The sequence below is a fragment of the uncultured Sphaerochaeta sp. genome, from assembly GCF_963676625.2.
Classification (GTDB): Bacteria; Spirochaetota; Spirochaetia; order Sphaerochaetales; family Sphaerochaetaceae; genus Sphaerochaeta.
This window is the reverse complement of sequence record NZ_CAXXYB010000008.1, coordinates 155,162-173,708: the sequence shown is the minus strand read 5'-3', so window position 1 is coordinate 173,708 and position 18,547 is coordinate 155,162. Positions and strand designations below refer to the sequence as shown.

Here is an 18,547-nt window from a genome sequence, read left to right as displayed (position 1 = left end):
CTATTGCAGGGAGGGCATTTGCCCTCCTTTCTTTTTGGGTGTATTCTTACAAAAATAAGGAGCAGTACATGAAAGTCTTGATGATCAACGGAAGTCCCCACAAAAAGGGCTGTACCTATACTGCCTTGAGTGAAGTCGCCTCGTCCCTGGAAAAAGAAGGAATTGAATATGAAATCCTGCATATCGGGGCAGGACAGACCCGTGGATGCATTGCCTGTGGAAAATGCAGGGAAACAGGGCTGTGTGCCTTCAATGATGATTTGGTGAATACGGCGATCGAGAAGGCAAAAGCTTGTGATGCCCTAGTTCTCGGAACCCCTGTTCACTATGCCTCCGTAGCCGGAGCCTTCAGTGCTTTTTTGGACAGGATGTTCTACGCCTCAGGTGGTAGTTTCGCCCTCAAACCGGGGTGTTCCGTGGTTTCTTGCCGTCGTGGCGGATCCAGTGCGGCCTTTGACCAGTTGAACAAGTATTTTACCATCAGCCAGATGCCTGTGGTCTCTTCCACGTACTGGAATAGTGTCCATGGGCTGACACCTGAACAAGTCAAGCAAGATTTGGAGGGTATGCAAGTCATGCGGAACCTGGGGGCAAATCTTGCCTGGTTGCTCAAGAGCATCGAAGCCGGAAAAGATTTGGTGAAAAGACCTGTGACCGAAAAACAGGCACGGACGAATTTCATCCGCTGACTATAAGAAAAGCAATTTGCATTTTTGCAAATTGCTTATTCTGATGAACCTACGGCATCCACTGATCTGAGTCTAGATTTTCCGAATTCAATTTTGAAAATGCTCAGTATGCGTTAACTTAGAAGCTTATCGAGGACAATGGAATTGTTTCTCCATTTGTCCTTGGCCTTGACTTGCAAATCCAGGCGAAGTTTTCTGCCTGGGAAAATCAACCGTATTTCCTTTTCGGAACCTTGGCGGATCTTCTTTATGTTTTCCCCGCCTTTCCCTACGACGATGCCTTTCTGGCTGTCACGTTCGACATTGATGAACGCTCGTACCCAGACAGTGTTTTCCTCTTCCTTGTTCTCAATATCCGCGATCTCGACAAAAATTGAATGCGGCAGTTCATCGGTAACCAGATTGATGGCTTTCTCCCGGATGATCTCGCTGATCCTGAATTCCAGGGGCTGGTCGGTATAGGAGTCCACTGGATAGAGCAACTCGCCCTCCGGAGCCAGCTTGAAGAGCTCAATGAGGATTTCATCCACTCCCTCATCCTTCTTCGCTGAGGCTACCAGAATGATTGACTCTGGTAGGTGTTCATGCAAGAACTGCTTTCCTTCCTCTATTTCATGTTCCTTGAGGATATCACTCTTGTTCAGGCAGCAAACCACCGGAGGTTTTGACAGTGCCAGAATTTGGGCAATGGCAAGCTCTTCTTCCCCTGCCGGTCGTTTCGCATCGAGCATGTAGAGGATGACATCACAGTCTTCCAGACTTCTTACCGCGGTCTCTTGCAAGCGCTTGTTCATTGTCTTGTCACTGAGATGGTAACCCGGGGTATCGGTAAAGATCAATTGGCCTCGTTCATCGGTAAAAATACCTCTGATGGCATTGCGAGTGGTTTGTGGAGTCCTGGCGGTAATTGAGACTTTCATTTCACATATTGTATTGAGAAGGGTACTTTTGCCGGATGACGGCCTCCCTATAATTGCAACAGTAGCACATTTCATGGATGATTCCTCCAAATCTGAGTATAGCCTATAGATAGGAGACTGCCTACTGTAGCAGCTCAAGCCGACAATCCTTGTTTCTTGCCAGTATCCCTTTTCAATTGGGCTGTTATCCCGTATACTCTCAGAGTGCATCCAGATGCATAAATCCATAGCTAAGAGAGGCTTTCCATGCCACAGGAAGAAGAGAAGAAACCTGCAGTCCAAGATCCACAAATTAATGATAAATTACTGAAAACCCGTTCGATCATGCTCAGCGGGGAGATAAATAAGGAAAGTGCGGAGCAAGTGATCAAGCAGTTGCTGGTCCTCGAGGGAGAAAGTAGCGAGCCTGTCCGTATCTTCATCAACAGTCCCGGCGGGGATGTCGATGGTGGGTATGCCATATTCGACATGGTCCGTTTTGTCACTTGCCCGGTGTTCATGATCGGCATGGGCTTGGTGGCAAGTGCCGCGGCACTGGTTCTTCTTGCCGTTCCTGTCGAGCGAAGGATTGCCCTTCCGAATTCTTCCTATCTTATTCACCAGCCGATGAGTGGGATGAAAGGGGTTGCAACCGATATCGAGATTCATGCCCTGCAGATCCAGAAGCTTCGCAACAAGCTTGATGCCCTCATTGCAAAGGAAACAGGAAATACCATTGAAAAGGTTAACTCCGATACTGAACGGGATCATTGGCTTTCCAGTGAGGAAGCCAAGGAATATGGTCTTGTAAGCAAGATTGTTTCTACCCGAGCTGAACTATAGGAAGTTTGATGCCCAAGACAAAATATTTGAATGAAGCAGAGAAAAAAGCTGGTCAGAATGCCATGTACATCGAGGAAACGATCAATGGTGTTTCGTATAGTCTTCTTGCTGATACCATTGTGTATTTGCTTGCTCTAAGCTTCGGTGCCAGTAGCCTTGCCTTGGGCTATATTGCCTCGGCAAGTTATATAGCCGGGGTTGTCCTTCCCTTTGTTCCCCGATTGTTCCAGGGGAAAAATCAGGTCAAGGTCCAGTCTGCCGTATGGTATCTCAGGGGATTCGTATGCCTTGGGTACCTTGGCTTGTTCTTTTTGGAAGGAAGTGCCGCGGTACTGCTCCTCTTGGGTATCTATACTGCCTTCTGCATCTTTCGTATGGTTGGGGTTGCCCTCAATGACTTTACGCTGAAGAGCATAAGCAGTGTTTCCAATCGCGGTAAGGTAGTGGCCAACGTCAATGTTGCCTATCAAAGTTCCTCGATGATCGTACGATGCCTTATGGCGCTGGTACTGGGCTTCCAGCAATTCTCAGGATTGTTTGGTATGTTGATGCTCCAGATGATCGGGGTCGTCGGCAATACCCTGGCTTCCCGAAAGATTCGCCATATTCCATGCAGAAGTGTCGTGACCTACAAAAAAGGCAGGAATGTCTGGGTCTTGTTTCGGGAAGCCATGCAACAACATATGCTCAGCAGGCGTCTGTTGCTTAGGTGGATTTCTACCTGTGTGGCCGTGATATTCGGAATGACCGTTCCTTTTTTGCGTGTGGAATTGCATCTGTCAGGCAGTATGGTTGTCCTGTATTCGGTGGCCCTTGGCCTTTCCGCTGTCTTTGCCAGTTTTTTTAGTAAGCAATTCGCCGACCGATTGGGCTCGCGCCCCTTGGTGGTGCTGTCCTCTTTGTTTACGCTTTTCTTTCTGGTTATCTGGGTTCTCTTGCCTGCCTCCACCCCTCCCATCTGGTTCTTTATCCTGGGATTTTTCACCAATTTCTTTATTTCCATGGTCAGCATCCTGGTTGTCCGGTTGGTTGCCCAGGTAATGCCTGATGAAGAAGCAATTTCCTTTAATTCCATGGTTAACTTTGTCATTGCCATCATTGCCTTTGCGGTAGGTCTGGTCAGTGGAATGCTCGCTGCCCAGGGAGAGCTCGCCCGAAATCTGTTTACCCTGGAAGGGCAGGTCGCGGGAAATGGGTACTCCTTGGTATTCATATTTGCACTGGGACTTACGGCCGTAGAGACCTTGGTTGCCACCCGGTTGCAGGAAGTAGGATCTTATTCTTCGCAGGCAGCGGCCGCGGTAATCTTTTCCGTGCACGGCCTGCAGGCCGTATCGATGCTTGAGAAACTTGACCGTACCACCAATCCTGCCAAGCGTCGTGCCTTGATGCTTGCCCTCGGGAACAACCTTAACAATATTGCAACCAGCGAGATGCGAGGCATCCTTGCTTCTCCGTTCTCGACTGACAAGAAAGAAGTCCTGCGAGCTTTGGCTGACCGACCACGACCGGCACTCTTTGATGTGTTGATTCGAATTGCCCAGGATAATGATTCCTATGTCCAGCTTGATGCAATTGCCGTACTCGGTTCGTATGGCAAGGAACCCAGGGCCAAAGAGGTCCTAGCTCAACTATTGCTTGAGGGTCGCTGGTCCTCCGTTCGTTCGATGGCAAGCAAATCCCTTGCCCGGATAACGGAAAGTACAGAGTATCTTTCCATCGTCAATGAACTTTCCTTGCAAGCCCGGCATATTGACGAGGAGATTGACTTTCTCCTGGCCAAGCGGTTTATGGATAAACAAGGATTGTTCTACCAGGATTTCTTCCTTTCCGTCGAACAACGGCGCTCGGCAACCTTTCGGCAAACCAGATATGCGGTTCTGGCCTCTTTCTTGAAATTTGGTTCACCCCGGCTTTCCAACCTGTATGAATTGATGAACAACGGGGACGTCAAGGATTTCCTTTCGGGCTTTCTCACTGAAGCAAGGGATCTTCCGCAGATCGATGAATGCTATGACGAGATCCTTGTTGCCTTTGAGACGGAAAATTGGGGTTATGTCAGGGATTTTTGCATGGGAGTCTTGGATATTTGTGACGTTTCGCAGAATCCTTGCTTCGAGAATCTACGTTTGGGAATTCTCAAGGGACGGGAAATGGATCTTGCTCTTTTTGACATCCAGGACTTTCTTTCAGAACTCTACTTCAGTTATTCCTTGGGCAAGAACTCCAGGAGTTGAAGCAATAGGAGTGTATATGCACCTGCCTTGATGAGGTGTCTATGATAATTCTTATCCTTCTGCTTGTGCTACTTTCCTTGAGTGGTTGTTCCTTGGAGGCAAGTTCCCCGAACCTCGATTCCTTCAAGGTGCTTACCTATAATGTCCAGAATCTGATGGATGCAACTCTTGATGGAACCGAATATGAGGAATACAAGCCCTCCGAGAGCTGGAATACCGAAGCCTATCACCAACGCTTGAAAAAAGTATCAGAGGTCCTGGTAAATCGTAAAATTGGAGTTTGTGATGTCCTTGTCTTGCAGGAAGTCGAAAATGCGAGGGTAGTATCGGACCTCCTTGAACGCCACCTTGCCAGAAAGGGTTATTGCTGGTATGCCACTGCCAGTGAGAAGGGTGGGGCTATCAGTGTTGCCGTAATAAGTCGGGAAAAGCCTGAACGGATCATGGTTCATGATGTGCCAGGAGCAAGGCCTGTCATTGAGGCAATCTTTGATACAAAATATGGTGATATCGCCTTGTTTGCCGTACATGCCAAGAGCCAGATCGGAAAAGAGAACGAAACGGAAGCCTTGCGTCTTGAAATGGCCCGGACGGTAACCAGTGCAACAAAGAAGGACAGTGAAAGACTGATATTGGTGTGTGGGGATTTCAATGAGGATCCCGATGCCTATTTCCAAGGGAATGGAAGGCAGACTGCGTTGATCGAAACCCGGTTTTCCCAGGCTCGTTCCTATATGGATACAGGTTCGCTGGGAATTACGGGATTACGCGATGAGGTCTATGCCGATGTCTGGTACAACCCCTTTCTTGACACAAAAAAGCAGCAAGAGACTCCTGGGTCCTGTTATTTCTCGGGACAATGGCATTGCTATGATCAATTTCTGGGAAATGGACTGCTTTTTGACAGAAAAGGGTGGGATTATGATTCCTGCCAGGTGGTGGCTCCCTCCTTTTGTTCAAATCCGGATGGAACCCCCTTTGCCTGGAAGGTCTCATGTAAAAGTGGGGTCAGCGACCATTATCCGGTATTGCTGACCCTCTTGAAAACTTTATAGTTTTATTGGTTTTGGAAATTTCAGTTCATAGAATATTTGTTCAAGTTCCAAGGCTATATTGATATTGTGAATTACTGGCATGACGCCATCTGCCTGCAATTGTGGCTTGAGGGTTATGGGGCTGAAGTTCAAGATTCCCATTACTCCTGCCTTTACCAGTCTTTCATAGCTATCGGCCGCCGCTTGCTCAGGTACTGTGATGATACCGGCAGTTACCTCAAGGGCTTCCACGACTTCATCGATTCTGCTGATGGGATAAATGGGAACTGGATGGGAAGCGTCACTGTAGACCAAAGGATCACTGTCAAAGCCTGCGACAATCCTGATGCCATCGGGTTCGAAGCCATTGTAATGCATCAAGGCCCGGCCGATTCTTCCGCAACCGATGATTATGCAGTTCTGTGGATCGCCTTTTCCGAGGATGGTTCCAAGGGAACTGAGCAGGTCATAGATTTCATAACCACCTCTTTTTTGCCCATGTATGCCCAATTGTGAGAAATCTTTACGGACAATTGCAGCAGAAACACCAGCTGCATCAGCTAGGTTATGTGCAAACACTTTCTCAAGTCCAATAGTCTTGAGACGATTAAGTGATCTGTAGTACCGTGTGATTCGTACAAGTTGGTCATTGTTCATGTTCAGTTCTCCTGTTAATGTGATTTAGTGTAGATTATAATTATTAAATGGTCAATATAAAAAAACAGAATCTGCTTCCGTGTCGCAATTTGCGTCATAAACTCGTCTCTAATAATATACATGTACCGTATAAAAATGCTATGATGCACCAAAACATTATTCTGGGTATTGGAGGTTACATGTCGGTACAAAACGAATTCAAGTTCTCCCCCGAATTGATTGCATTCATCAACGAGTGGAAGAACAAACCGGGGAATCTCATTATGGTTCTCCATAAAGTTCAGGAAGAACAGGGGTTTATCTCCCGGGAGGGAGCAGATCAGGTTGCCCATCTTCTTGACGTCCCTCTTGCGAAGATCTGGGGAGTCATTTCCTTCTATCATTTCTTTAAGCTTACCAAACCTGGCAAGCACAACATTCAGGTATGTCTTGGCACTGCTTGCTACTTGAAGGGTGGCCAGATATTGGCTGATGAATTGGGAAAGCAACTTCAAATCGGCTTTGGTGACGTTACGCAAGATGGGGAGTTCTCCCTTGAAGCCGTACGTTGCGTTGGTTGTTGCGGGCTTGCTCCTGTCATGACGGTTGGCGGCGAAGTATTCGGAAAGGTAACAAAAGACCAGATTTCCGGAATTATCAAAAAGTTCAAATAAGGATAACGAAACAGGGCATATGCATATTTTTATCTGTGATTTCTTGCTGGATATCGTCCAGAATTCATTTGAGGCAGAAAGTACCTATGTCAGCCTCATTCTGGAGGAGACCGAGGATAGGCTTCGATGCCTGGTCCAGGACAACGGCAAGGGCATGGATGAACAATTGCAGAAGAGAGTGCTCGATCCTTTCTATACGGATGGGGTCAAGCATCAGAAACGAAAGGTCGGTCTGGGATTGCCGTTTCTCATCCAGGCAGTTGAAGCTGCCGGAGGAACATTTTCCCTGAATTCCGAGGTTGGCAAAGGTACCCAGGTGGATTTTAGTTTTGATTTATACAATATCGATACTCCGCCGCTAGGTGACCTCCCTTCAACCTTGAGACTCTTGTTTAGCCATCCGCTTGCATTCGGATTTTGCGTAAAACGTTCGCTTACCACCCGGAAGGGACAAGGTGAATATGAGATTTCAAAATCTGAATTGGTGGATGTCCTGGGTACTTTGACACAGTGCGGTACAATGACCTTGCTGTTGGAATTCTTGACATCCCAGGAAGACGACCTGAAACGGTTCTATGTGGAGCATGCACCTTCTGTAGTGTAGCTTTGGTTCGCAGAATATTGAGGAGACGTGAACAATGGGTAAAATGACGCTTGAAGATTTGAGAAAGCTGAGGGAAACCAAGCAGAGTGCCTTGCAGAAGCGTGATATCGAGGGCAAGGATTGCCAGATAATCATCGGAATGGGTACTTGTGGTATCGCAGCAGGGGCCAAGGTCGTGTTGGATTCATTCCTGCAGATTCTTGATGAGAAGAAAATCACGAATGTATCGGTCACCCAGACTGGATGCATGGGCCTTTGCTATGTGGAACCAACCATAGAGGTTTTGGTTCCCGGTATGCCCGACGTAATTTATGGCAATGTAGATGTTGCTACAGCTAAAAAAATTGTTGAGCAACACATCATCGGTAAGCAGTTGGTAACTGATCACCTCTTTGATCGCCCTGCTGCTGACATCATGAAGAAGGACGGGGGTAGATAATGGCTTTCAGAAACTACATCTTGGTCTGTGGAGGTACAGCTTGTGAATCGAGCCGTTCAGACCAGATTTACCAGAACCTTGTGGAAGAGTGCAAGGCACAGGGCTTGGCCGAAGAAGTACAGGTAGTCAAAACCGGATGTTTCGGTTTTTGCGAACAGGGACCGATCGTAAAGATCCTTCCCGAGGATTCGTTCTATGTACAGGTAAAGCCTGAAGATGCCAAGGAGATCGTTGCCGAGCATATTATCAAGGGACGTGAAGTTACCCGTCTTTTGTATAATAAGGAAGCAAGCCATAAGCATGCAAAGGTCGAGGATATCAAGTTCTATCAGAAGCAGTTCCGTATTGTATTGAGGAACTGTGGTTTTATTGACCCTGAGAACATTGATGAATATATTGCCCGTGAAGGGTATGCCGCTTTGGAAAAAGCCCTCTTTGAAATGACCAGTGACGATATCGTCGAGGAATTGAAGACTGCCGGGCTCCGAGGCCGTGGTGGTGCAGGATTCCCCACTTGGATGAAATGGAATTTCACCAAGCAGGCTCCTGGTGATGTCAAGTTTGTTGTCTGTAACGCCGATGAAGGTGACCCCGGTGCCTACATGGATCGTTCCACCCTGGAAGGGGACCCGCATTCGGTTCTTGAAGCAATGACTATTTGTGGAAAGGCCATCGGAGCCCACCAAGGTTATATTTATATTCGTGCAGAGTATCCTTTGGCCATCCATCGACTGGAAGTTGCCATGAAGCAATCTCGCGAATATGGCCTTCTGGGCACCAATATCCTGGGAAGCGGTTTTGACTTTGATATTGAAATCCGTCTTGGTGCAGGAGCTTTTGTCTGTGGTGAGGAGACTGCTCTGTTGCAGTCAATCGAAGGTCATCGTGGTATGCCACAACCTCGTCCACCATTCCCTGCCGTAAAGGGACTCTGGGGAAAACCGACTGTCATCAATAATGTCGAGACCTGGGCCAACGTCCCTGTGATCATTACCAAGGGTGGCAACTGGTTCAACAAGATAGGTACTGCCGACAGCAAGGGAACCAAGGTCTTTGCCTTGACGGGAAAGATTTGCAATTCAGGCCTTGTCGAGGTACCGATGGGTACTACCCTGCGGGAAATCGTATTCGATATCGGTGGTGGTATTGCCCATGGAAAGAAATTCAAGGCAGTGCAGACCGGTGGTCCCAGCGGTGGTGTCATCACCGAGGCCAACCTCGATACTCCGATTGACTTCGGCTCCTTGGTTCGCATCGGTTCAATGATGGGTAGTGGTGGAATGATTGTCATGGACGAAGACGATTGTATCGTCGATGTTGCCAAGTTCTACCTGAATTTCACTGTTGATGAATCGTGCGGAAAATGTGCCCCATGCAGAATTGGTGGACGTTCCCTTTGCAATATCCTTGAAAAGATAACGGTAGGAAACGGCACGTTGCAGGATCTGGAAACCTTGAAGACCATTGGGGCAGCCATGAAGAAAGGATCCCTGTGTGCCCTTGGGCAGACAGCCCCGAACCCTGTTCTTTCATCCATGCATTTCTTCCCCGAGGAATATATGGCCCATATCATTGACAAGAAATGCCCGAGTGGTACTTGTAAGAAGTTGGTTACCTATTCGATTAACCCGGAGAAATGTATTGGCTGTACTGCTTGTGCACGTAAGTGCCCGGTTGCGGCAATTTCCGGTGAAAAGAAACAGGTCCACTCCATAAACTCCAGCATTTGTATCAAGTGCGGTGTGTGTAAGGAAACTTGCAAATTTGGAGCCGTCGAGATCCACTAGGATCTTCAAGAGGAGGAATCAATTGAGTATCGTACATGTAAAGATAAATGGTATCCCCGTAGAAGTAGAAGAGGGGACCAGCGTATTGAATGCTGCAAAGGCTGCCGGGGTGCGCATCCCGACTCTTTGTTATCACGAAGACCTCAAGCCCTTTGGTTCTTGTGGTCTGTGTATTGTCAAGCAGGAAGGAAATGCAAAAATCCTTCGTGCCTGTGCTTCCCCTGTCAGTGAAGGCTTGAGTGTCGTCACCAATGACCCGGAACTGTTTTCCGTTCGCAAGACAATTCTGGAATTGATGTTGAGTACCCATCCGACTTCCTGCCTGACTTGTATTCGCAATGGCGAATGTGAGTTGCAGGACCTGGCTGCCGAGTTCGGCATCAGGGAGCAACCCTTCGAGGTCAGGCTCAATGACAAGCTAGCTGACAAATCGACTGCCTCCATCGTGCTTGATCCAATCAAATGTATCAAATGCGGTCGTTGCGTACAGGTTTGTCAGGATCTTCAAGGTGTGTTTGCCCTTGAGTTCATTGGCCGTGGCGATTCCACCTGCATGGCTCCTGCTGCAATGCTTGCCCTGGATGACAGTCCTTGTGTGAAGTGTGGCCAGTGTGCAGCCCATTGTCCGGTCGGAGCCATCTATGAACGCGATGAGACTGATATTTTCCGTTCTGCTGTTGCTGATCCGGAGAAAAAGGTTGTCGTGCAGATCGCCCCTTCGATTCGTGTTGGCTTGAGTGAGTCCTTCGGACTTCCTGCCGGTACGGTAACGACCAAAAAGATTTATGCTGCTCTTCGTAAAATCGGGGCAGACGTAATTCACGATACCAACTTCAGTGCTGATCTGACCATCATGGAAGAGGGAAGTGAGTTGGTGAGTCGTTTGACCAAGGGTGGCGCTTTGCCGCAGTTGACAAGCTGTTGCCCGGCTTGGATCGACTATGTGGAGAAGTATTATCCTGATTTGCTAGAGAATGTATCAAGTGCCAAGAGTCCGATGATGATGCAGGGAGCTATTACCAAGACCTATTATGCCCAGAAGGCTGAAGTAGATCCTGCCAAGATTTTCTCTGTTGCCATCATGCCCTGTACTGCCAAGAAGTATGAGATCAAGCGCGACGATAACATGCATGCCTCTGGGTATCCTGATGTCGACCTGGTCTTGACGACTCGTGAGCTTGCTCGTTTGATCAAGAGTTCCGGTATGGACTTCCTCAAGATTGAAGAAGAGGAAGCTGATAGCCCGATCGGTGAATATTCTGGTGCCGGTACCATTTTTGGTGCTACCGGTGGAGTAATGGAAGCCGCAGTCAGAACCGCCTACCATCTTGTAACCAAGAAAGAGATGGACAAGGTTGAGGTTGAGGCTGTACGTGGACTTGAGGAGATCAAGAAAGGGACCGTCGATTTCGATGGTACTCCTGTAAGGGTTGCCGTGGTCCATGGTCTTTCCAATGTGAAGGTCTTGATGGATGAGATTCGTGCTGCCAAGGCGGAAGGCAAGACAGCTCCGTATGAATTTATCGAGATCATGGCCTGTCGCGGTGGTTGTATCGCCGGTGGTGGTCAGCCGTATGGTGCTGACGATGAAGTACGTAGGGAGCGAAGTGAAGGTTTGTACTCTGATGACAAGAACAGTCAGGTACGGTGCTCGCACCAGAACCCGTCCATCATCAAGTTGTATGAGGATTTCCTCACGGAGCCGATGAGCAAGAAGGCTCACCATCTGTTGCATACCAGCTATCACGAGATTCCGCTGTATAAAGCTTGATCAAAATTTTTTCATGGTACGAAATGCCCGGCTTTTTACAAGGCCGGGCATTCTTTGGCCCTATTGCTATGAAGTGTTTTATCTGATAAAACAATACTTAAAGAAGAATATATTCACTGTTGGTATGTAACCTATCCAATTAAAATCCTTGCGTTTGTAATTAAGACGCTCTATCCTGATTATATAAAGAGTATACTAGGGGTAGTTCGAGTATTTTAAGTCATTTTTGTATTGTGCAAGAGAGTGAAAGCTACGTTTGCTAAAGTGATTTTCATGCACGGTAAGAAGATTTTTCGTGTTGAATAAGCATACATATTACGAAATCTGGTAGATTGGAATTTATGACAAGATTTCTAGAAAGGGATTTTTATATGGCATTGTTGGATAATAAGATAGTAAAAGAAAAGAATTTCCGCAAGCGACAGGAGTGGTTCTGTCACTTGATTGTACTATCTGGATATCTTTGTGTCTTGATTAATTTCGTTGCCTTGGTGGCCGTATGGAAATGGATTGCACTTCCGGCAAATCTACCCTATACGACCTATTACTATTGGATGCGCTATATACTCATTCCTACAGGTGTTTTGCTAGCAGTTGTCTGGATTATTGATTTCCTTGTCAAAAGAGAAAAAATTTCTCTTATCGTAAAGGAATACACTGTCATCTTGCTTTTGGTTTTTTGTTTTGCCTTTTTGATTGTAGTTCATAAGATAGCACTGGTCTTGCTTGCTTCCTTTCTTATACCGATTTTTATCTCTACCATGTTTTCCCAACCTAAATTGACAAGGAACGTTTTTCTTATCAGTATCGGGACCATGATAGCCTGTACCTATATCATCTTGCCTTGGATTCCCGCTCGTATACAGGACGGATATCTCTGGGTGGAATTGTTCTCGGCTTTGGCCCTTGTGAGTTGTGCCTATGTTTTTTCTCGAATACTGATCCGGTATTCCATGGATAACCTTGCTGAACTGAAGGTGTCCTATGAAATGCAGTCGAGGTTGCACAGCATGATGCAGTCCGACCGTTTTACAGGATTGCATAATCGGTCGACGTTTGATGAGTTTCTCAATTCCTTTGTCGAGGAGAGTATTCATAATGGAGAACCACTTTCCCTGGCTATTCTTGATTTGGATCATTTCAAGACAGTCAATGATACCTATGGACACGCCAAAGGAGACCAGGTGCTCTTGTATTTTTCCCATCTTCTGAAAAACCGGGAAGGAGAAGATACCTATGCCTTTCGCTTTGGTGGTGATGAGTTTGCAATACTGTATAAACGTCTTGATACCATTGAGACTGTCTTATCTTGTGACAATCTCCGAAATGAGGTAACGCAAAATGCAACAAAGATATTGGGAATAAATATTGCCTTCAGTTGCGGAGTTGCGACATTCAAGGCAAATTGGGAAAATGCCACGGCATTCTTCAATGCCGCCGATAAAGCGCTTTATCTAGCTAAGCAGCATGGAAGGAATCGAACGGAATTGGCCGAGGTTCATTCTTGAGTTGATATCCGTTGGTTATGGAATATCGAAAGTACATATCCTTCAGGAAAAACAAGGCGTGTTTTTCCAATCATATTCATTTCCTTATAAGAATCTCCCGATCGGTACCAAGCCAAAGACAATGAATCCTGTGAATATAATAAATGGAGACTTGTCTGATTTGATAAGAAACAGGTTTGGCCATAAGGAGAAATATCGTATCTCAACACTCTGACCAATTGAAAAGGAGAACCAAGAGGCACCTATCAAATATTTGAACACTTGGGGAGCTGTTACGTTTTTAGGCTGAAATTCTACAAACAAGGCCTTTGTTTGGTTCATTTTGCTAGTACGTTTTATTTCTACAATGACTCCGCTGGCAACCACTCCGCATTCTGACAAGACAATCGACAGGGCAAGACTCGACAAACCTATTACGAAAAAAACAACAGAAACAAACATCACCATCCACTTCCTTAGCCTTGGTATTCCGGTGAAGAACTCCTCTTTTGATGTATGAATCATCTATCTAGCATAATTACTATAGATCCCAAAAAACATCAGTCAACATGGTTTTCGCCGTGTCTGGAAATTATCCTGATTGCACCAAAAATATCTATTTGTTCCAATAATTGGGGACAATGGCATTTATACTGTCCTGTTGACCAGATTTATTGTATATTTTTTTTATGAAAAAGATATACCTCGCTTTATCCGACACCTTGGCACTTTTAGTGCATGATGATGTGGTTGACATAGCTGGAAATCAAAAAGGATTGATACGTATTGGACTGCCAGGGGGACGGAGCGCCCTTCCCTTGATACAGGGAATTCTTTCTTGCCCCCAGGACATCCTTTCGCGTTTGCGTCTCTACCTGGTTGATGAACGTCTATCCGAGGATACCAATTTCAATACGCTGTATAAGGCGGGATTGGAAGAGGCCTTCAACAAGGGTATTCTCAAGCCTGACCAATTGATTGTTCCCAAAGTGGGGCATCCCTTTATAGAAAATGAAGGTGAATTGTCTTTGCTCTATCTGGGAGTAGGAGAGGATGGTCATTTTGCTTCCCTGTTTCCCGGGTCCTATCCTTGTCTTGACGAACCAGGAAAAGCTGAGGTTGCTTTTGTTGACAACTCTCCGAAACCCCCTGCTGGACGTATTACCGTAACCTACAGTGGTTTTCGAGCCAAGGCAAGCCAGGCCAAGATTCGTTTGCTGTTTCTTGGGGAAGGAAAGCGTATGGCTTTGTCCCGATTGTTGGGTGGTAGAGAAAAAGTTTCGACCCTTCCTTGCAGTTTCTTTTCCCTGGAAGGTTTTTCGGTCGATATTGTTACTGATTTAAAGGGAATGTAAGTATGAAAAGAATCATTATTCAGTTTGGGGGAACAGGCGATCTTGTTCGCAAGAAACTCTATCCTGCCTATGACAGTCTTATCAGGAAGGGCTTCGATTTTACGGTGCTTGCCTTGGGCAGAAGGTTTGCCGATCGTGCAGAGTTCCTCGCTTCCATGGTGGATTCAAATGTTTCTGAGCAATTCCTGGAAAGGCTCGAATACCTTTCGTATGATATGGAGGATCCCAAGGCCACGGACGTCTTGCATGACCGTTTGCAACAGATAATGGGGAAGGCAGAGGAGATAGAACTGATTTATTATCTGGCCTTGCAACCTTCCTTGTATGAAGAGGTCATTGCCCAGATACAAAAAATCGATTCCCAGGTCTCCTGCGATTGCGTCATTTCCAAGAAGATCATAGTCGAGAAACCTTTTGGGTTCGATTTGGAGAGTGCCGAACGCTACAACAGAATTCTTTTGAAGGGATTTTCCGATAAAGAGATTTTCAGGGTTGATCATTACCTGGGCAAGGAGTTCATGCAGAATCTTTTGATCCTTCGGTTTCACAACGATATCATACGAAGGATTTGGGATAAGGATTCCATCGAGAATATACAGATAATCTTTGACGAAACCCATGGAGTCGATCAGCGATTGGGGTTCTATGAAAAAATCGGGGTGGTTCGCGATACGATACAGAACCACATCATGCAAATCATTACCTATTTGACGATGAGTGAGCCTGCGGCCCTTACGCCAGAGGATATTGCCATAGAAAAGGTGAAGGTGTTGCGCTCTATTGCCCCGATCACTGATTTCAGGATGGGAAAATATGAATCCCTGGGCATCAACAGCGGACACGAGGTAAACACTCCCACCTATGCAGCCTTCAAGCTTTCGGTAAATACCTATGGGTTTACCGGTATCCCGATCTATGTACGAACAGGCAAGATGCAGAATGAACCCAAGTCCCTTATTTATATAAAATTCCGAAATACTACCAAGAAGGTGATGCATGATGATGCGATAGCCGAGAATGGGATTATCATTACCATTCATCCAGAGCTTACCATTGATATATGCATGAATCTCAAGGAACCGAATACTGCCTGGAAGTCAAAGCCGGTACGGTTTCGGTTCAATCAGGCAGAAACGTTCGGAGCCAATACCCCAGAGGCCTATGAACAGATCGTGCGGAAAATACTTGAAGGGGATAAGAGTCTCTTTCCTTCGATGCAGGAAATCCGCGAAGCCTGGAGAATCGTTGTTCCCATGCTGCAAGAAGATATCCCTTTGGAAATTTATCCTGCAAGACGGCTTCCGAACCTTGCCAAGGAATTGGCCAGGGACAATGAATTCGAGTGGTTTGCCTAGATTGGGAGAGGCTTTCAAAGAGGACGCAGGTATCTGCCTGCGTCCTTTGCTATAAGGTTGGTGCGATGGTTCTTTTCTTTTTCTATCCGGTAGCCTCCTTGTTATTGTGGAATTCTGCAGAGCAGAATTTTATTACTGGCATTTGAAACCAGGACCAAAAATTCCTTGTCAGGCGAAATGTCGGCCTCGGAGGGAATGAAGCTTCCCAGCGGTGTACTTCCCAGATAGCTCAATTCCCCTGAAGTGCTGTCTGCCTGAAAGCAGTTTATATTCTTGCTGTCCTGACAAATGGCATACAGAATGGTTCCCTCTGGATTGGCAAGCAACTGAGTTATTCCCTGCATGTTGTCGATCCCGTCTTGCCCAGAGATCCAAACATCTTTTTGTTCCCAAGTCAGGGAATTGGTATTCTCAAAACGATTGAGTGCATTTGCAGTTCCGCAAACTACATTGTTCTCATTGAGGAACGCAACCGAACGTATTCCCTTCAAGTACGGGGTTTCATTTTCCTCGGCACTGAAATTTTTGTCGTTTGCCAGCAAGGTATCGGAATTATCTCTTGTACAGATTTTGAGAAATCCGTCAGGGGTGCTGAAAAGGGCTGCCTTGGTATTACCCGGTGATATCGCCATTCCCGAAATTTCTGCTAGACTCGATAAGAAGAAATAGGAAAAGGAATTCGTCTGGAAATCTGTCTGGGTTGACGCATATGCATTGCTTTTTGGCAGATCGGTGGAAAGCGGAACCGTGCAATAGAGGGTACCATCGGAACTGTCGAGGGCAAGTTTATCAATGGAAGGAAAGGTAAGGGTAGTTCCATCGGTCTTTGTATATTTGACATTATTCCTATAAAAAAGTTTGGTGAGGGAACTGTCGGACGCGTCATACTGATATAGACCAATACCGGGAGTCGTATTATCAGCGATGGCGACCCTGTACGAATTGGGGTCGACCAGGATATCAGTGATGCTTGTGGTGTTGAAATTATCATTGATAGTATAGGTGTGCATGACTTCCAGAGTGTCCCGGACGATCCTGCATACTTGCAGGGAATTGTGAGTTGTACTTGCCAGTAATACTTTTCCATCAGGAAGGAATGCTATCTTGGCCTTTCCCCCGACATATAAGCCTTCGGTTCCGTCCACAACCTCGGTTACGAGAACAGGAATATTCGCTGTCCCTGCAACCGTTGCTTGAAAAGGAAAACTGGCAGATCCAGAACTGGCTAGCAAGGCCCCCTTTGCTATGACATCGAGACGATGGGTCCCGCTCGTAGGAGTGAAGGGACAACTCAAGCCAGTGGCGATTTGTTCTCCATCCAGATACCAGCTGATATCCAGACTCCCCTTATCTGCAATATTGCTGGTCGTTATTTCTGCCGTTACTTTTTGCATGGCAACCATCGATGAAGATAATCCACTTATAGAGCATTCAATGGGAGTTCCTGCTTTGTTTACGAGGGTCAGGGAACTGGGAATCTCTGCATACTTATCAAGGTCCAGGATGATGGTTCCTTCGGTTATCTTGTTTCCTACTACCCTGACTGCCTCAGCACAACCTGAGACTGCTATAGTCCCGCTATAGAGACGTGCCTGTACCAGATAGGATCCTGCCGGATAGAAAGCGCTATAGGTAACAGCCCCATTTGCCAGATTATTGACTGTCGGGGTTACGGAAGTCTTTACGCCGTCTTGGTTGGTAATGGATAGTTCAATTGCCGCATTGGAAATCTTGGAAACATCCCACTGGAAATTAAGGGTCATGGTTCCCGTTCCCTTCAAGGTATCGAGTTGGATGACTGCATTCGTGGGTTCCAAAGTCAACTGGAAGGAAGTTGTTCCTTCTACGAGATCCACCCCGGAACTGTTTTGCCCTACGGCATACAAGTTCCAGTTACCGATCAAGAGTCCTTCTATTTCCAGGTTGGCTTTTGATGACTCCAGGGAAAAAGTGCTGTTATCCGGTCCTGTGCCCTGGATGAGAAAGTGTTCCACAGCAAGAGGGATTCCAACAGGAACCAATGACTTTTCTTTTGAAGAACCGCTTTGCAGGGCCAAGTGAAGAGTTGAGCGTCCTGGATTTTCTTTGCAGCCTGACAGAATGAGCAAGGCCATGATCACTATGGCAAAAGCGATTCGTCCGGAAATGATTTGATGTTTTTTCATGAAAACCTCCAACCGGAAAGAATACTTTTGCAGTGTATTGCTTCAACATTCTTGCTTTTTACTTGGAAAACAGGATACTGGAGGTATAATGAAACTGAAAAATATTCTGACGAACCAGTTGATCTGCTTGCCCTTGCTTGCAAATACAAAGCAAGAGGTCCTTTCTGAATTGTTGGGACTGCTTGTTGCCTCTGGTTTGGTGAGTGACCAAAAACTGGCACTTTCTGATATTCTGGCACGGGAAGACAAGATGACGACAGGAATCCAGAATGGGGTTGCCATCCCCCATGCAAAAACAGAGGCAGTCGAGAAAATAATTGCTTGCGTTGGAATAAAACCAGAGGGTCTTGATTTTAAGGCTCTGGATGGAAAACTATCCAGGATTTTCATCCTCATGCTCTCCCCCAATGATGGGCTAAAGCAACATGTTCAGTTTCTTGCTGAAATCAGCAGGATCATGAAATCCGAAGAAGTTCGTACAAGGATGATCCATGCTACCGACAAGAGTGAGATTCTCTCAGTCTTTGGGCTTTAATCCTTTTCATTTGTCTTGTATGGGGGTACATTCTTAT

The 18,547-nt window shown here is 46.4% G+C and carries 17 protein-coding genes; 13 read left to right on the top strand and 4 right to left on the bottom strand.

Features of this window, described 5'->3' with window-relative positions:
* The first annotated feature begins 68 nt into the window (after positions 1-68).
* A complete protein-coding gene (locus tag ACHZBG_RS11405; protein ID WP_320129584.1) occupies positions 69-689 on the top strand; it encodes a flavodoxin family protein in 621 nt (206 codons plus the stop codon).
* 113 nt (positions 690-802) lie between these two features.
* Here the strand turns inward: ACHZBG_RS11405 and era are convergent, their stop codons facing one another.
* Complete coding sequence (gene era / locus ACHZBG_RS11400) at positions 803-1,684, bottom strand: GTPase Era (protein WP_320129583.1); 882 nt, start codon at positions 1,682-1,684, stop codon at positions 803-805.
* A 171-nt stretch (positions 1,685-1,855) separates the two neighbouring features.
* Here era and ACHZBG_RS11395 point away from each other — a divergent pair, with 171 nt between their 5' ends.
* Genes ACHZBG_RS11395 through ACHZBG_RS11385 form a run of 3 tightly spaced genes read left to right on the top strand, consistent with a single transcriptional unit; the run spans position 1,856 to position 5,723 of the window.
* On the top strand, positions 1,856-2,431 hold the full coding sequence (locus ACHZBG_RS11395; protein WP_320129582.1) for an ATP-dependent Clp protease proteolytic subunit: 576 nt from the start codon (positions 1,856-1,858) through the stop codon (positions 2,429-2,431).
* Between the two features lie 8 nt (positions 2,432-2,439).
* Entirely contained in the window at positions 2,440-4,668 is a 2,229-nt protein-coding gene (locus ACHZBG_RS11390; RefSeq protein WP_320129581.1) for an MFS transporter, read from the top strand.
* A 41-nt stretch (positions 4,669-4,709) separates the two neighbouring features.
* Positions 4,710-5,723, top strand: coding sequence for an endonuclease/exonuclease/phosphatase family protein (locus ACHZBG_RS11385; protein ID WP_320129580.1), 1,014 nt, complete (start codon positions 4,710-4,712; stop codon positions 5,721-5,723).
* On the opposite strand, the gene ACHZBG_RS11380 is transcribed toward ACHZBG_RS11385, so the two are convergent.
* A complete protein-coding gene (locus tag ACHZBG_RS11380; protein ID WP_320129579.1) occupies positions 5,718-6,359 on the bottom strand; it encodes a redox-sensing transcriptional repressor Rex in 642 nt (213 codons plus the stop codon). The two genes, ACHZBG_RS11385 and ACHZBG_RS11380, sit on opposite strands and share 6 nt — an antisense overlap.
* Positions 6,360-6,538: 179 nt before the next feature.
* Between ACHZBG_RS11380 and ACHZBG_RS11375 the strand changes: the two genes are divergently transcribed.
* The 6 genes from ACHZBG_RS11375 to ACHZBG_RS11350 all read left to right on the top strand — a co-directional run bounded on the left by ACHZBG_RS11375 (position 6,539) and on the right by ACHZBG_RS11350 (position 13,121).
* Complete coding sequence (locus ACHZBG_RS11375) at positions 6,539-7,012, top strand: NAD(P)H-dependent oxidoreductase subunit E (RefSeq protein ID WP_320129578.1); 474 nt, start codon at positions 6,539-6,541, stop codon at positions 7,010-7,012.
* A 19-nt stretch (positions 7,013-7,031) separates the two neighbouring features.
* Positions 7,032-7,616, top strand: coding sequence for a sensor histidine kinase (locus ACHZBG_RS11370; RefSeq protein WP_320129577.1), 585 nt, complete (start codon positions 7,032-7,034; stop codon positions 7,614-7,616).
* A 34-nt stretch (positions 7,617-7,650) separates the two neighbouring features.
* The gene (locus ACHZBG_RS11365) at positions 7,651-8,055 is read left to right on the top strand and encodes a (2Fe-2S) ferredoxin domain-containing protein (protein ID WP_320129576.1); all 405 of its coding nucleotides are present in this window, start codon (positions 7,651-7,653) and stop codon (positions 8,053-8,055) included.
* The gene (locus ACHZBG_RS11360) at positions 8,055-9,842 is read left to right on the top strand and encodes an NADH-quinone oxidoreductase subunit NuoF (protein ID WP_320129575.1); all 1,788 of its coding nucleotides are present in this window, start codon (positions 8,055-8,057) and stop codon (positions 9,840-9,842) included. The genes ACHZBG_RS11365 and ACHZBG_RS11360 overlap by 1 nt, the downstream gene beginning before the upstream one ends.
* Before the next feature lie 22 nt (positions 9,843-9,864).
* Positions 9,865-11,613 (top strand): NADH-dependent [FeFe] hydrogenase, group A6, encoded by a 1,749-nt coding sequence (locus tag ACHZBG_RS11355; protein ID WP_320129574.1) that lies wholly within the window; start codon positions 9,865-9,867, stop codon positions 11,611-11,613.
* Positions 11,614-11,984: 371 nt separating this feature from the next.
* Entirely contained in the window at positions 11,985-13,121 is a 1,137-nt protein-coding gene (locus ACHZBG_RS11350) for a GGDEF domain-containing protein (RefSeq protein ID WP_320129573.1), read from the top strand.
* A gap of 84 nt (positions 13,122-13,205) precedes the next feature.
* On the opposite strand, the gene ACHZBG_RS11345 is transcribed toward ACHZBG_RS11350, so the two are convergent.
* Positions 13,206-13,562: a hypothetical protein gene (locus tag ACHZBG_RS11345; protein ID WP_320129572.1), complete on the bottom strand. Its 357-nt coding sequence runs from the start codon at positions 13,560-13,562 to the stop codon at positions 13,206-13,208.
* A gap of 227 nt (positions 13,563-13,789) precedes the next feature.
* Here ACHZBG_RS11345 and ACHZBG_RS11340 point away from each other — a divergent pair, with 227 nt between their 5' ends.
* Together ACHZBG_RS11340 and ACHZBG_RS11335 are read left to right on the top strand one after the other, a co-directional pair.
* Positions 13,790-14,455, top strand: coding sequence for a 6-phosphogluconolactonase (locus ACHZBG_RS11340; RefSeq protein WP_320129571.1), 666 nt, complete (start codon positions 13,790-13,792; stop codon positions 14,453-14,455).
* A gap of 2 nt (positions 14,456-14,457) precedes the next feature.
* Positions 14,458-15,810: a glucose-6-phosphate dehydrogenase gene (locus tag ACHZBG_RS11335; protein WP_320129570.1), complete on the top strand. Its 1,353-nt coding sequence runs from the start codon at positions 14,458-14,460 to the stop codon at positions 15,808-15,810.
* Between the two features lie 101 nt (positions 15,811-15,911).
* On the opposite strand, the gene ACHZBG_RS11330 is transcribed toward ACHZBG_RS11335, so the two are convergent.
* Entirely contained in the window at positions 15,912-17,975 is a 2,064-nt protein-coding gene (locus ACHZBG_RS11330; RefSeq protein WP_320129569.1) for a hypothetical protein, read from the bottom strand.
* 88 nt (positions 17,976-18,063) lie between these two features.
* Between ACHZBG_RS11330 and ACHZBG_RS11325 the strand changes: the two genes are divergently transcribed.
* Positions 18,064-18,510 carry a PTS sugar transporter subunit IIA gene (locus ACHZBG_RS11325; protein WP_320129568.1) on the top strand — a complete coding sequence of 149 codons (447 nt, stop codon included), beginning with the start codon at positions 18,064-18,066 and terminating at the stop codon, positions 18,508-18,510.
* Positions 18,511-18,547: the final 37 nt, after the last annotated feature.